This window comes from Maribacter sp. ACAM166, assembly GCF_005771495.1.
Classification (GTDB): Bacteria; Bacteroidota; Bacteroidia; order Flavobacteriales; family Flavobacteriaceae; genus Maribacter.
In genome coordinates this window covers 1-13,766 of sequence record NZ_VAUW01000021.1, presented here as the reverse complement: position 1 = coordinate 13,766, position 13,766 = coordinate 1, and the positions used below count along the sequence as shown (strand labels likewise).

The window sequence follows — 13,766 nt, the reverse complement described above, 5'->3', positions numbered from 1 at the left end:
GTAAGGCTAGTAGAATTGTGTTTTAAAGTTATGCTCTTTTAGGGTATTAAATGGACTATTTCTGATTGAAACGTTTTTTTTTCACTTCTTTGATAGGTACGGGTACTACAGCGTCAACCAAAACGGCAAAAACTTCACAACCGGTGCAAGGTTCTAGGGTGTGAGAGCCAGTAAAATTTCCAAAAGCAGGAAGTATCATTTGATTATCCGTTTTGTAAAAGCAAGGAAACCTAACCGATTGTCTACCCAATCCACTTAACCGAATGGCGGGGTGAATATGACCTGAAAAATTAAATAGACCGTCGCGTTCTTCTGGGTGATGCGTCAATAAAAACGAATCCAAGATTAGTTCTTGAATCACCTTTACGCCCAAACCCTCATATTTTAAGGGTGATATAATATCGTGATTACCACGCACCAAAATGATTTCTACCGATTTTGAACGAACCCACTCCTCAAAAAGCACCCATTCGTTGTTCAGTGAGGAATGGAATAAATCACCCATGAAGACAATCGTTTTTGGCTTAAAAAAATCGACGGAAGTGTCCATCATTTCAAAATTCTTTTGAACAGCGGCTTGTGGTACAGCTGCCCCATATTTTCTAAAGTGCGATACTTTGCCCAAATGAACATCGCTAATCAATAACAGGGATTTTTCTATCCAAAAGAGCGCACCTGAAAAGTGCATTTGAAATGATTGGCCATGTAGCTGAATAGGATGGGTCATGGAGCAAAATTATCTATTTCTTCATCAATAGTGCTGCCATTTTTTTGATACGGTCAGCTAATTTTTCACTAGATAGTTTTTCCCTACTCATGCGGTCTGTAATTAATGGGAAAGAAAATGGAGTAGCTTTTTCACATTCTTTCCATACCATTTCTTGAGTGGCAATACGTTCTAAAGAAAGACGTAAACGGCCTGTTTCTAACTGATGTTCAAAGGTCTCGGTAAAGGCTTGTTGAAACAACAAGTTATCTGGTTCGTAATCACGAAACACATCAAATAGTAATTGAGAACTACTTTGTAAATGTTTCATTTTAATACCTTTTTTGGGATATCCAGTAAAAACCATTCCACTGATGATGGCGACATCCCTAAATTTACGTCGGGCCATTTCGGTAGAATTGAGACTTTTCTGTAAATCGTCCAACAAATATTCCGTGGAGAATAGATTATTGTCCAATACCTGCTGTATGTCTATGGCTTGATCAGATAGTAATTCAAAACCGTAATCATTGAAGGCCAAAGAAAATGTAATAGGGGAGAGTAGGCTAATGCGATATCCTAAAAGGCTACCCATTGCTTCATGCACAAACCTTCCTTCAAAGGGGTAAAAAATATGATGATACCCATCACGGGTTTTAAAAGTTTCAATAAGGAATTCGCTAGGCTTTGGCACCATACTTTCCCTTCGTTGACGTTCAAAAAGCGGAGCCAATGAACGAATTTCAATAGATTGATTTTCTTTTGGTTCGCTAGAGCTATAGAGCTCGTTTCTAAGTAATTCTGACATTTGAGCAGAAAGTGTTAATCGGCTACCCATCCAACTAGAAATCTTGTTTGTTTTTTTTATGGAGTTTTTAACCTGCACGGTCATCTCTTTAATACGGATAAACTCTAGATTACGACCAGCAAAGGTAAACACATCGCCTCTGTTCAATTTAGAGATAAAGAACTCTTCAATAGAACCTATGTAGCCGCCCTTCTGATATTTTACAGCTAAATTCACATCGCCAACGATAGTCCCGATTTGAAAGCGATGCCGCATGGCCACTCCACGATTATTTACTATAAATTTTCCATCATCTTCCACCTCAACCTTTTTATATTCATCATACGATTGTAAGCTTTGACTGCCCATAACCAAAAAATTTAAGAGCCACTGCCACCGATTCTCTGTTAGTGTCTGATAGCAAAAGGTTTGCTTGATTTCTTGATAAATTTCGTTAGGATAAAATCCATCTGAAATAGCAAGGGTGGTCAAGTATTGTAATAATACATCATAGCTGTTAAGATAGGGTAGGCGGTCTTCTACGGTATTTTGTTTGACTGCTTTTTGCAATGCCGATGCCTCAATCAATTCTATTGCATGGGTAGGTAAAAAGTAAATGACACTTTCTTTTCCTGGTCTGTGGCCACTGCGACCTGCACGTTGAAGAAAACGGGCTACTCCTTTGGGTCCGCCAATTTGGATTACCGTTTCTACGGGAGCAAAATCAACACCTAAATCTAAACTTGAGGTACAAACGACCGCTTTTAGTTTTTCATTTCGAATAGCGTTTTCTACCCAAACCCGTGTTTCTTTATTGATGCTGCCATGGTGCATGGCCATTTCACCTGCATATTCTGGGTGCTTCTCCAAAATTTTCTGAAACCAGATTTCACACTGGCTTCGGGTATTGGTGAAAAGTAGGGTAGTTTTACTGTTATTGATGATGGGAATAACCTCTTCCAGTAAATGTAAGCCAAGATGTCCTCTCCAAGGAAAGGCTTCCATTTTCTTAGGAATAATACTTTTTACTGTAATCTTTTTATTGATATTCGCTTTAATCAAGACCGAATTTTTAAGGGCTCCTGATTCCTGACCTAATAGAACATCTCGTGCTTGTTCTAAGTTGCCAATGGTTGCAGATATTCCCCAAATGCGTAACTCTTTTGAAATAGTCTTGATTCGCGACAATGCCAACTCCATTTGCACACCACGTTTGGTACCCAAAATTTCGTGCCATTCATCTACGACTATAGCAGAACAGTCTTTGAAAATCTTGTCATACCCCTTTGTTGCTAATAATAATTGAAGACTTTCTGGAGTGGTAATTAATAAATCGGGCATTTGTTTTTTTTGTTGGGACCGTTCATTAGTAGTGGTGTCGCCCGATCGAATACCGACGGTCATTTGAGTACCCAAATCTACCGTAACCCGTTCTGCAGATAGTTTTATTTCTTGGGAAAGAGCACGTAAGGGTGTAATCCAAATAGCTTTTAGTCCTTTGGTATGTTTGGTTTTATAATTGGGGTTTTTCTTGATGTAGTTTAAAACAATAGGAAACCAAAGCGCATATGTTTTACCACTGCCTGTAGGTGCATTTAAAAGTCCATTTTTACCCTGTAAAAAAGCCTTCCATGTATCTTTTTGGAATTTGAAAGGTTTCCATTCTTGTTCTTGGAACCAATTTTCTGCGATATTGAAAAGTTCTTCTCTAGTAGTCATTGCGGGTGTAACGAAACAGTTAGTTTAATATGTTGTTTATTGATGTAAGCTTTATTCTTTCTTAGATTTAATTTCATCAGATTTCTTAATTGTGCTTGGTACTAGTGCCTTTAAGTCATCCAAAGAATTTGCTTCATGAATATTCTTATCCTTACGCCAACGCAACATTCTAGGAAACCGTGTGGCTATACCACTTTTATGTCGTTTGGATACCGCTATCCCTTCAAATGCTATTTCAAAAACGTGATGCGGTGTTACACTCCGTACAGGGCCAAAACGCTCCAATGTATTTTTCTTTATCCATGCATCAAGTTTTCTAAACTCTGCATCCGTAAGACCAGAATACGCTTTGGCAAAAGTGACCAGTTCCTTTTCCCCGTTCTCATTTTCATTCCAAAGAGCAAATGTATAATCGGTAAAAAGGTTACTTCGCCTACCATGACCACGCATTGCATACGTAAGTACAGCATCTATAGTCAATGGATCTACTTTCCATTTCCACCAATCTCCCTTTTTTCTTCCTACTAAATACGGAGAGTCTTTGCGTTTTAGCATTAGGCCCTCACTATGTTTTTCACGTGAACGTTTCCGTTCATTGGCTACTTCTTCCCAAGTTGAAAAATGTATGGTTTCTGAAAGGTGAAAGGGAATGGTACTTCGGCTCCGCTCAGTAACCTTATCTTTGCTAACCTCTGTGCCCTTGTTGCTTAACTTATCTTGGTGGTTGAGTGTAACCGAAATCAACTCTGCCTTCTTGGTCACCATTTCAAAAAGCTTTTCTAACAATTTCCTACGTTCTATAAAAGGCAGCTTACGTATATCTTCCCCTTCCCATTCTAAAAGGTCATAAGCTTTTAAAATGACCGGGACTTTTTTTAGCAGTGCGGCCGAGACGTTTTTTCTACCTATTCTGGTCTGAAGATCATTAAAGGTGCCAATGGTTCCATTAAGATAAGGTAGTATTTCACCATCGATAACGGTACCATTTGGAATCACGCCAATAAACTTTTCGAATTCCGGATATTTATCGGTCACTAATTCTTCTCCACGGCTCCACACAAATAATTCATCATTTCGTAGAATGACTTGAGAACGAATACCATCCCATTTATGTTCAGCAGACCAATCGGTAACATCGCCTAAATTCTTGCCATCTCCCTCTATAGCGTACGCTAGATAAAACGGATACGGTTTTGAAAGGTAATCGCTCTCATTTTCCTCAAGGATCAATTGCTCAAACGAAATGGTATTGGGGTCCCAGTTGCCCATTAGTTTATAGGCTAATATATCTTCATCGATTTCTGTAGCTTTCGCCAATGCACGGGTCATTAGTTTTTGGCTGACACCAATTCTAAAACCACCAGTTATTAGTTTGGTGAAAACAAAGCGTTCGTAGTAATTTAGCACCTCCCAATTTTCATAGAGATAGGCCTTTTTATCTTCGTCGGCCTTTTTCTTCAGGACAATCATTTCTTGCAAAAATACAGTCAAGCTTTTCTCTGATGCTAGTTTAGCAGTAGGGATAACCAAAGCAATGGTTTCGGCTAAATCACCCACAATGTGATAGCTTTCCTCGAACAACCAAAGTGGAATTTTCGCTAGCTCAGAGGCCCATTTCCTTAGTATAGTTGTATTTACAGGCCTTGGTGGCCTGCGATGCGAAAGTATGGCTATCGTCCAAACCTTATCAGCATCGTTTGCATTTAGAAAATAGTTGGTCAAAGCCTGTACCTTAACTGTAGTTTTATTGGTGCTGTCCAAAGCTTTTATGAGAAGAGCAAAATTTTTCATACTGTTTCGGTTGATGTGGAAGCCAATGCAGCTTCTGTTTCTTCCTCTCCATATTGGGTTGCTTCAGTACGGGCATCATACCCTTGTTCTCTTAAATAACGAGAAAATATGTCGGTATAGCCATGGGTGCAAATCACTTTTTCTGCACCCGTTTCCTTAATGCTTGAAAGCAGCTCTGTCCAATCACAGTGGTCGCTAAGTACAAAACCTTTGTCAAGGGCTCTTCTTCGTCGTGCGCCTCTAAAGGTCATCCATCCGCTGGCAGATGCGGTTACATAAGGCACCATCTTGCGAATCCAGGTGCTGCCATGAGTACTTGGTGGCGCTAGAACTATATTGCCCAATAATTGGTCTTTCTTTGTATCCTTGGTTATTAATGTAGTTTTTGGAAAATCAACTAGAGGCCGTAATACTTCGGTCATATTTTCGATAGCTCCATGGGTGTAAATTTCACCAATGTCTGTGTTTAAATATTTGAGTAAACGTTGGGCTTTTCCTAAGCTGTATCCGAATAAAATAGATGTTTTACCTTCAGCCCTATTTTCTGCCCACCAATTATTTATATCCTCAAAAACCTCTACTTGGGGTATCCATTTAAAAGCAGGAAGGCCAAAGGTACATTCGGTTATAAACGTATCGCAGCGAATGGGTTCATAGGGAGTTGAAATACCATCATTTTCCGTTTTATAATCTCCTGTAAAGACCCAAATTTCACCATTATGTTCCACTCTAATCTGCGATGACCCTATAATATGACCGGCTGGGTGCAGACTAAATTTTACATTGTTGATGATGAATGTTTCCCCCCAATCTTTTCCTGTCACATTAATCTCTCCTAAACGGTGCGAAATAATGGGTATATTTCGGTGGTGAGTGATATATTGTTTATGACCATAACGACTATGATCGGCATGACCGTGAGAAATGATGGCTTTATCGACAGGTTTCCATGGGTCAAGATATACTTTCGCTTTTTCGCAATAGATACCATTGCTTGTAAATTTTAAAAGGGGTGATTTCATAGCTATCGAAAGTTACAAATTTTTGAAAAGAACAAAGTTGTGCCAGATGTAAACTATGACCTGTAAAAAAATTATATTTGTCTCATAATTTAAAATTAAGATATGTCTTTTGCAGATTTATATACGAGTGGAGAACACAGAAGAAATTTAGCCCATTTTGCCGCATTGTCAACTTTGGCCGCTATTGATGGTGAGCTAAGTATTGAGGAGAAAAATATGTTAGATCGTTTTGCAACTAAATTGGATATTACCAAATCTGAATTTGAGGAGGTAATAAAAAAAGAAAATAAATATCCAATCGATCCTTCCCATGATGCGGAAAAACGATTAGAAAGACTCTTTGATTTTTTCCGAATCATCTATACGGACCATGGAATAGACAATGAGGAAATGATTTTAATTAAAAAATATGCTATAGGAATGGGCTTTACAGGTGAAAAAGCCGATAAGGTCATTGAGCGTTCAGTAGCTATTTTTGGAGGTAAAATAGATTTTGAAGATTATTTATACCTATTAAATCACTAATATTTACTCAAGAATTCTTGTAGTTTTTCTACCATTTTTCGGCTACCACAGAAAAAGGGAACCCGTTGATGTAATTCTGTTGGCTCAATGTCCATTATTCGTGATTTACCTGCAACGGCCAATCCGTTTGCCTGTTCCGCTATAAAGGCCATAGGATTACATTCGTAAAGCAATCGTAGTTTACCGCTTGCGGTTACACTACTTTTTGGGTACATGTAAATACCACCTTTAATCATGTTTCTATGAAAGTCAGAAACTAATGAGCCAATATATCTTGAGGTATAAGGCCGGTCTCCTTCTTGCATTTGGCAATATTTAATATAATCTTTCACTCCTTGATGAAAATGAACATAGTTGCCTTCATTTACAGAATATATTTTACCTTCTTCTGGAAACTTCATGTCAGGGTGTGATAGGTAGAATGTGCCCAAAGCTGGGTTCAAGGTAAAGCCGTTAACACCATCACCTGTGGTATACACTAACATTGTTGAGGTACCGTAAACCACATAACCTGCAGCAACTTGTTTGTTGCCTGGCTGTAAAAAATCTTCGATTTTAACTGGAGTTCCAATAGGTGTTATTCTTCTGTATATAGAAAAAATGGTGCCGACAGAAACGTTTACATCAATGTTTGAAGAACCATCTAAAGGATCGATGAGAACAATATATTTATTCTGATGATTATCATCACTACTATTAATACTGATAAAACTATCTTCTTCTTCAGATGCAATACCACAAACAATTTCTCTATTCCTTAGTGTTTGTATGAATTTTTCATTAGCAAAAAGATCTAGTTTTTGCTGGTCCTCGCCTTGTATATTGGTTTCACCTACACCACCTAAAATGTCAATTAACCCAGCTTTACTTACTTCGTGATTAACAACTTTGGCCGCTAATCGAATGGCATTAATGAGCTTTGATAGTTCTCCTGATGAATATTGAAAGGAATCCTGATTTTCAATAATAAATTCGCCTAAGGTTTGATTTCTTTTAGGTGCCATGAGTTATTTATAGTTACGATACAAATATCGGCTATTTTGTGAAACCATCAATTTTGGCTTCATTTTGATTTTTTAAATTTATAACTTTGTGTTTTATTTGTAACAATTATGGAATATACGATTAGAACGGCCCAAAGAGAAGATATGAAGCAAGTGCTTCAATTAATTCATGAATTGGCCATTTTTGAAAAGGAAAATGATGCCGTAGAGGTGAATCAGCAAAATTTGGAAGAAGATGGTTTTGGTAAACATAAATTGTTTCATTGTTTTGTTGCGGAAAAGAATAACAAAACAGTGGGTATGGCATTGGTATACCCAAGATATTCTACCTGGAAAGGACCTGTTATCCATTTAGAAGATTTGATAGTGACGAAGGAAATGCGTGGTACTGGTTTAGGAACCGCCCTTTTAGATGAAGTCGTGAAATACGGAAACGATTTAGGCGTAAAACGAATTAGTTGGGAAGTTATAGATTGGAATGAGCCTGCTATCGGTTTTTATGAACGTAAGGGAGCCAATGTTATGCGTGATTGGGATGTCGTACAATTAGATGAAACCGGAATAAGAAATTATTTAAATGCCATGGCTTGAAAAAAACAAAATTGAATGAAGAGTTTAAATTAACGTATACTAAAATATGAGGGTTTTTAAATTTGGGGGAGCATCCGTAAAAGATGCAGATGGGGTTAGAAATGTTGTTAAGGTTTTAAAAGAGGTTGGGTATGAGAATACCTTATTGGTAGTTTCAGCCATGGGCAAAACAACTAACTCTATGGAAGATATTATAAACGCCTATTTTAACGATAAGCAGAAGATACCTTCAAAAGTGGCAGAATTGGTAGATTATCACCATGGTATTGTATCCGAATTATTCCCTAATACCAAACATGTCATTTATAAGGATATAAAAATTCTGATCGATGAAGTCAATGGGTTTATGGCGTGGAACAAATCACCTAACTATAATTTTGTTTATGATCAAATTGTAGGGTATGGAGAATTGATTGCTACCACAATTGTAAGTGCTTATTTTAAGGAAATTGGAATTGCCAATAATTGGTTAGATGTACGAAACTTCATAAAAACCGACAGTAGTTACCGAGATACCGCCGTAAACTGGGAACGAACCCAAGAGAATGTTGCCAAAATCGATAGAAAAATTTTAAACATTACACAAGGTTTTCTAGGTAGTGATGATAATAACTTTACTACAACCTTGGGCCGTGAAGGATCCGATTATACAGCAGCAATTTTAGCATATTGTTTAAATGCTGATTCTGTAACCATCTGGAAAGATGTGCCAGGTGTTTTGAATGCAGACCCTAGATACTTTAGGGAAACCCAGCTACTGAATAATATATCTTATAGAGAAGCAATTGAATTAGCATTTTATGGGGCATCTGTAATTCACCCTAAGACTTTGCAGCCATTGCAGAGAAAGGAAATTCCATTACTTGTGAAATCTTTTTTAAATCCTAAGAATAATGGAACGACGGTAGGTAAGGGTGTTGGAATTGAACCAAAGGTGCCTTGTTTTATAGTGAAAAAGAATCAAGTTTTAATGAAATTATCATCTCTTGATTTTTCATTTATTGTTGAAGATAGTATAAGTGAACTTTTCAAGTTATTCCATGAACACAAAATTAAAGTAGACCTTATCCAGAATTCAGCCATTAGCTTTTCGGTATGTGTTGACAATAAATTTGGAGGTTTGGAAGCACTTTTGCAACAATTAAAAAGTAAGTTCACGGTGGCTTATCATGAGAACGTTTCACTATATACAATTCGCCATTTTGACACTAAGGCATTAGAATCACTTCAAAAAGGAAAAGAATTGCTTTTAGAACAGCGTGGAACGGAAATAGTACAGCTAGTGGTAAAGTAATTTACATTTATATTTAGCACTTGGGAAAAATGGTGCTCCTAGTGCTATTTTCCTATATTTACAATCTAAATGAGGATGATAATATGGGTTTAGTTACCGCTAAAGAAATTGCCAAGACCATCAATCTTGCCAAATATGGAGTAGTTGGCACTTTTATTGGTTGGGTGCTATTGAAAATTACACGTATTTCACGTATCAATTCCATTTACGATTCTATATCGCATTTAGAGGGAGAGGCTTATGCAGATGCTATTTTAAAGCACTTCGAGATTGACTACGAAATACCCGAAGAAGACTTTAGACGGTTGCCAAAAGAGGGCCCTTATATTACTATTAGCAATCACCCTTTGGGTGCCATTGATGGTATTTTACTTTATAAACTAATGGTTAAACAACGGCCAGATTATAAGATAATGGCCAATTTTTTACTGCAACGTATGGAGCCGATTAAGCCCTATATTATTCCAGTAAATCCATTTACAGAACATAAGAATGCCAAAAGCAGTATTGCCGGTTTTAAGAATACATTACAACATTTAAGTGACGGTCATGTACTTGGAGTTTTTCCAGCTGGTGAAGTTTCTACAGTTAAGGAAGGTAAATTATTCGTAGATAAACCTTGGGAAGAAGCTGCATTAAAATTAATTCGCAAGGCCGAAGTACCAGTGGTTCCAATATACTTTCATGCAAAGAATAGTTCACTATTCTATCGTCTTGCTAAATTGGGTGATTCTATTCGTACTGCATTGATACCCTCTCAGGTTTTCAGCCAAAGCAATAGACCTATTAAAGTGAGGATAGGACAGCCAATTTCGGTTGCCACCCAAAAGGAACAACAAAGTTTAGAAGAGTATATAGATTTGCTACGTCGTAAGACCTATATATTGTCTAATGCTTATGAAAAAGAGCGATTAATCGACCAATTACCATCTTCACTTAAAATACCCAAGCAACCGAAGAAGATTGCAACAGCGGTGCGTAAAGAGGTAATGGAAGGAGAAATAGAGAAACTTAGGGAGAAAGATTGTCGTTTGCTTCAAAGTAAGAATTACGAGGTATTCTTGGCTAAAGAACAGGATATGCCTTTTATTTTACAAGAAATCGGAATACAGCGGGAGGTAACTTTTAGAGCTATTGGTGAAGGCACCAATAAGGCCATTGATTTGGATAAGTTTGATTCATACTACCATCATCTTTTTCTTTGGGACAACGAGGCGAAATGTATTGTTGGAGCGTATCGCATGGGGATGGGTTCTGAAATTTTTCCGCAATATGGTATCGACGGATTTTACGTTCAAGACTTATTTCGCGTTGAGCCAGAGTTATATGATATGATGCAGAGTTCCATTGAAATGGGTCGGGCTTATATCACTAAAGAATACCAACAGAAACCAATGCCTTTATTTTTACTTTGGAAAGGGATTGTACATACAACCCTTAGATTTCCAGAGCATAAGTATCTTATTGGCGGAGTTAGTATCAGTAACCAGTTTTCTAATTTTTCGAAATCATTGATGATTGAATTTATGAAATCGAATTATTGGGATCCTTATGTAGCTCAGTATATAAGGCCGAAAAAGGAATTTAAGGTAAAACTTAAGGATGCGGATAAAGAATTTGTCTTCGATGAGACCCAGGCCGATTTAAATAAGTTTGACCGATTAATTGATGAGGTGGAGCCCGGAAGTTTACGTTTGCCAGTACTTATCAAAAAATACATCAAACAAAACGCGAGGGTAGTTGCATTTAATGTGGATCCATTATTCAACAATTCTGTTGACGGTTTAATGTATATTAAGATTGCAGATTTACCTGAAAGTACGGTAAAACCGGTCATGGAAGAATTTCAAGTGGAATTGGAGCGCAGATTACAAGAGTCACAGGCTCCTGGCCTGAAAAAAGATGTAATTTAATCTACACCCACAACCTGGCTTCTTCGTTCAAAAAGAACATTATCGATCCAGTTACCATTTAATTTTCCCACTCGCTCACGTTTGCCAATAAGCCTGAAGCCAGCTGTTTGGTGTACCTTAATACTACCTATGTTCGTTGGAAATATTCCTGATTGCAGCGTCCATATACCTTCCTTTTCGCTGGCTATTATTAAATGTTTCAATACTATCTTGCCAATACCTTGTCCCCTACTTTCTTTTGAGACGTAAATGCTTACTTCGGCTACACCACCATAAACACATCTGCTAGAAACTGGAGAAAGTGCTCCCCATCCTAAGAGTTCATTATTAAGTTCTGCAACAAACCTACAGGTCTGCATATGTGCCATATCCCAAAATTCAAAAGAAGGAACCTTAGTTTCAAATGTGGCGATGCCTGTAGCGATTCCCTGTTTATAGATGTTAGCAACAGAGACCCAATCTGTTGCTAACATTGGCCTAATGATTACATTTTTCATAGAGTTGTAGGTTAGCAGCAACCGCTACCTGGTGCGCACGATGACTCTGTGACTTCCTCTGCGTTTTCTGGTATACTGCATGTTTCTTTCGCCTTACAATCTGTTTTTTCAATTCCTAGATAGAATAAAAGCGTGTTATCTTTAAGTTGATAGGATAAGACAAATAATTGAGCCGTGTGAAAAGACGCATTACTATATTCAAATTTTACTTCGACCCCTTTTTCCATGGGTTTTATTTGGTCAACTTTATTTAAAATTGCTAATGCCTTGCTGGTAGTCATCTAATCTCTTTTGCCAATTTCTTCGGGACTTTCCCATAGTTGTATAATCGTTTCTTTCCAGAAATCGGTACCTGCACCACAATCAACAGAGTCAATGGTGATATTTTTAACCTCTGTAATATGATAGTTTGCGGCTACCAATAAACCCGGAGTATATTCAAATACTAAACTTTTATCTGTGTTTTTCTTTAATTAGGTGAGAAACTCATTTGTTTTCATGTGATGTGTTTTTAATTAGTAACAATTATTTTTAGTCGTGTTAAAAAAGGCATTGCAAAGGTTTTGAATTTCTGCCCATTTATCTAGATTGATGCAATAACAAACCTTCTTACCCTCAATTTCACCTTTAATTAGATGAATACTTTTCAGTTCTTTAAGGTGTTGTGATATTGTTGGTTGCGCCAAACCAATTTCATCTACAATGTCATTGCAAATACAAGAATCTTGTTGGCTTATATATTGTAGAATGGCAATACGGGCAGGATTAGATAATACCTTAAAGATGATAGCCAATTCGTTCTGCTTTGTGTTGAATATTTGTGTTTTAGTAACGCCCATTTAATATTTGTATATCGCAATATTACGATACTAAATTGAATAAGAAAAGTCGGGAAATATAAACCCGACTTAAAGTAGTTAGAACCAAGGTTTTTTGCCTACTTGATATGTATTGTAAAACTCTTCATCAGATTTTGTTAAATAGATGATACCTTCAATTATACCAACAACCCACATTGCAGATGCCCCAATACCACAAGTGACAGCACCTAAAACGATAGTTACAACAAGCATTATAATTCCTTCTTTTTGGTATCCTAAAATAAATTTATGTATTCCTAAAGAACCAATCACAATCGCCAAAATACCTGCTAGCATTTTTTTATTTTCTCCTCCAGCACCACTAAAAGCTTCTTTGGCACCGGCAGTAAATTCATTGGCGGTTTTTTTAGCGTTCTCACTAAATTCATTAGTGGATTCTTTGGTGTCTTCTGAAAATTCTTTTGCGTCATCGTAAGCCTTTTCAGTCTTTTTTTTGGTTTTTTCAAAAGTATCTTCGGCTTTTTCACCAAAATCCTTTGTTTCTTTTTTGCTTTTATCACCAAGATTTTCTGCCTTCTTTTTGGCGTTATCCATAGCGTCTTCGGCTTGTTCCCCTAAATCTTTATTGTTATCTGACATGGTTAAAAGTGTTAGTTATTTAAATTCTATTAAATGTAAAGAAAATATGTATATCATAAAAATACTTAATTTATGTGTTCTCAAGGTTTTATTTTGTTTTTGTCTGGGTCTATAAAGATACCCGAATAAGGGATTATACTATCCCTCGTGATTAAGATGTTTTCGGTAGACCCTCTTCTTGTAGAATGTGTAGTTATTCTATCTAATACTGTCCACTTGATTTTTATAATAAAATCTGTAATTATTTATTTTTCAAAATAATCTCTATCGTATTACGCAAAATTATTTTCACAAAGGGCATTGTGAAAATAATGATTAGTTGTATTAAACCAATAGCGTCCTAAACGATTAAAAAAGAGAAAGGGAATTCTGTTCCTCAAAGTTACCTTTGTGGTGCACTCAAAACCACACCTTTCTCTTATGTTAAATATAACCTTGTTTTCCCAAATCATCTCGA

General features: G+C 36.9%; 12 protein-coding genes and 1 pseudogene. 4 read left to right on the top strand and 9 right to left on the bottom strand.

From position 1 onward, the window contains the following. Positions 1-55: 55 nt before the first annotated feature. From pdeM to ES765_RS13750, 4 genes are read right to left on the bottom strand one after another with little or no spacing between them, the layout of a single operon-like run. Entirely contained in the window at positions 56-727 is a 672-nt protein-coding gene (gene pdeM, locus ES765_RS13765) for a ligase-associated DNA damage response endonuclease PdeM (protein WP_138114897.1), read from the bottom strand. A 13-nt stretch (positions 728-740) separates the two neighbouring features. Then, complete coding sequence (locus tag ES765_RS13760; RefSeq protein ID WP_138114896.1) at positions 741-3,212, bottom strand: ligase-associated DNA damage response DEXH box helicase; 2,472 nt, start codon at positions 3,210-3,212, stop codon at positions 741-743. 51 nt (positions 3,213-3,263) lie between these two features. After that, on the bottom strand, positions 3,264-5,003 hold the full coding sequence (locus ES765_RS13755; protein WP_138114895.1) for an ATP-dependent DNA ligase: 1,740 nt from the start codon (positions 5,001-5,003) through the stop codon (positions 3,264-3,266). Beyond that, positions 5,000-6,025: a ligase-associated DNA damage response exonuclease gene (locus ES765_RS13750; RefSeq protein WP_138114894.1), complete on the bottom strand. Its 1,026-nt coding sequence runs from the start codon at positions 6,023-6,025 to the stop codon at positions 5,000-5,002. The genes ES765_RS13755 and ES765_RS13750 overlap by 4 nt, the downstream gene beginning before the upstream one ends. A 102-nt stretch (positions 6,026-6,127) precedes the next feature. Between ES765_RS13750 and ES765_RS13745 the strand changes: the two genes are divergently transcribed. Further along, positions 6,128-6,550 carry a TerB family tellurite resistance protein gene (locus tag ES765_RS13745; RefSeq protein WP_138114893.1) on the top strand — a complete coding sequence of 141 codons (423 nt, stop codon included), beginning with the start codon at positions 6,128-6,130 and terminating at the stop codon, positions 6,548-6,550. Here the strand turns inward: ES765_RS13745 and fbp are convergent. Then, entirely contained in the window at positions 6,547-7,554 is a 1,008-nt protein-coding gene (fbp, locus tag ES765_RS13740; protein ID WP_138114892.1) for a class 1 fructose-bisphosphatase, read from the bottom strand. The genes ES765_RS13745 and fbp overlap by 4 nt on opposite strands. 108 nt (positions 7,555-7,662) lie before the next feature. Here fbp and ES765_RS13735 point away from each other — a divergent pair, with 108 nt between their 5' ends. The 3 genes from ES765_RS13735 (at position 7,663) to ES765_RS13725 (ending at position 11,352) form a co-directional block, all read left to right on the top strand. Next, positions 7,663-8,145 carry a GNAT family N-acetyltransferase gene (locus ES765_RS13735; RefSeq protein WP_138114891.1) on the top strand — a complete coding sequence of 161 codons (483 nt, stop codon included), beginning with the start codon at positions 7,663-7,665 and terminating at the stop codon, positions 8,143-8,145. A gap of 46 nt (positions 8,146-8,191) precedes the next feature. Further along, positions 8,192-9,439 (top strand): aspartate kinase, encoded by a 1,248-nt coding sequence (locus ES765_RS13730; RefSeq protein ID WP_138114890.1) that lies wholly within the window; start codon positions 8,192-8,194, stop codon positions 9,437-9,439. A gap of 83 nt (positions 9,440-9,522) precedes the next feature. Beyond that, complete coding sequence (locus ES765_RS13725) at positions 9,523-11,352, top strand: GNAT family N-acyltransferase (protein WP_138114945.1); 1,830 nt, start codon at positions 9,523-9,525, stop codon at positions 11,350-11,352. Here the strand turns inward: ES765_RS13725 and ES765_RS13720 are convergent. The 4 genes and pseudogenes from ES765_RS13720 to ES765_RS13705 form a co-directional block, all read right to left on the bottom strand. After that, entirely contained in the window at positions 11,349-11,849 is a 501-nt protein-coding gene (locus ES765_RS13720; protein WP_138114889.1) for a GNAT family N-acetyltransferase, read from the bottom strand. The two genes, ES765_RS13725 and ES765_RS13720, sit on opposite strands and share 4 nt — an antisense overlap. A gap of 11 nt (positions 11,850-11,860) precedes the next feature. Next, positions 11,861-12,271 (bottom strand): annotated as a pseudogene (locus ES765_RS13715) (DUF6428 family protein). Positions 12,272-12,364: 93 nt separating this feature from the next. After that, entirely contained in the window at positions 12,365-12,688 is a 324-nt protein-coding gene (locus ES765_RS13710; RefSeq protein WP_138114888.1) for an ArsR/SmtB family transcription factor, read from the bottom strand. 78 nt (positions 12,689-12,766) lie between these two features. After that, positions 12,767-13,309: a TM2 domain-containing protein gene (locus ES765_RS13705; protein WP_138114887.1), complete on the bottom strand. Its 543-nt coding sequence runs from the start codon at positions 13,307-13,309 to the stop codon at positions 12,767-12,769. Between the last annotated feature and the right edge of the window lie 457 nt (positions 13,310-13,766).

Bases quoted from the DNA above. Each gene is read 5' to 3' on its own strand.
- pdeM (WP_138114897.1), bottom strand. From the start codon at position 727: ATGACCCATCCTATTCAGCTACATGGCCAATCATTTCAAATGCACTTT.
- ES765_RS13760 (WP_138114896.1), bottom strand. From the start codon at position 3,212: ATGACTACTAGAGAAGAACTTTTCAATATCGCAGAAAATTGGTTCCAA.
- ES765_RS13755 (WP_138114895.1), bottom strand. From the start codon at position 5,003: ATGAAAAATTTTGCTCTTCTCATAAAAGCTTTGGACAGCACCAATAAA.
- ES765_RS13750 (WP_138114894.1), bottom strand. From the start codon at position 6,025: ATGAAATCACCCCTTTTAAAATTTACAAGCAATGGTATCTATTGCGAA.
- ES765_RS13745 (WP_138114893.1), top strand. From the start codon at position 6,128: ATGTCTTTTGCAGATTTATATACGAGTGGAGAACACAGAAGAAATTTA.
- fbp (WP_138114892.1), bottom strand. From the start codon at position 7,554: ATGGCACCTAAAAGAAATCAAACCTTAGGCGAATTTATTATTGAAAAT.
- ES765_RS13735 (WP_138114891.1), top strand. From the start codon at position 7,663: ATGGAATATACGATTAGAACGGCCCAAAGAGAAGATATGAAGCAAGTG.
- ES765_RS13730 (WP_138114890.1), top strand. From the start codon at position 8,192: ATGAGGGTTTTTAAATTTGGGGGAGCATCCGTAAAAGATGCAGATGGG.
- ES765_RS13725 (WP_138114945.1), top strand. From the start codon at position 9,523: ATGGGTTTAGTTACCGCTAAAGAAATTGCCAAGACCATCAATCTTGCC.
- ES765_RS13720 (WP_138114889.1), bottom strand. From the start codon at position 11,849: ATGAAAAATGTAATCATTAGGCCAATGTTAGCAACAGATTGGGTCTCT.
- ES765_RS13710 (WP_138114888.1), bottom strand. From the start codon at position 12,688: ATGGGCGTTACTAAAACACAAATATTCAACACAAAGCAGAACGAATTG.
- ES765_RS13705 (WP_138114887.1), bottom strand. From the start codon at position 13,309: ATGTCAGATAACAATAAAGATTTAGGGGAACAAGCCGAAGACGCTATG.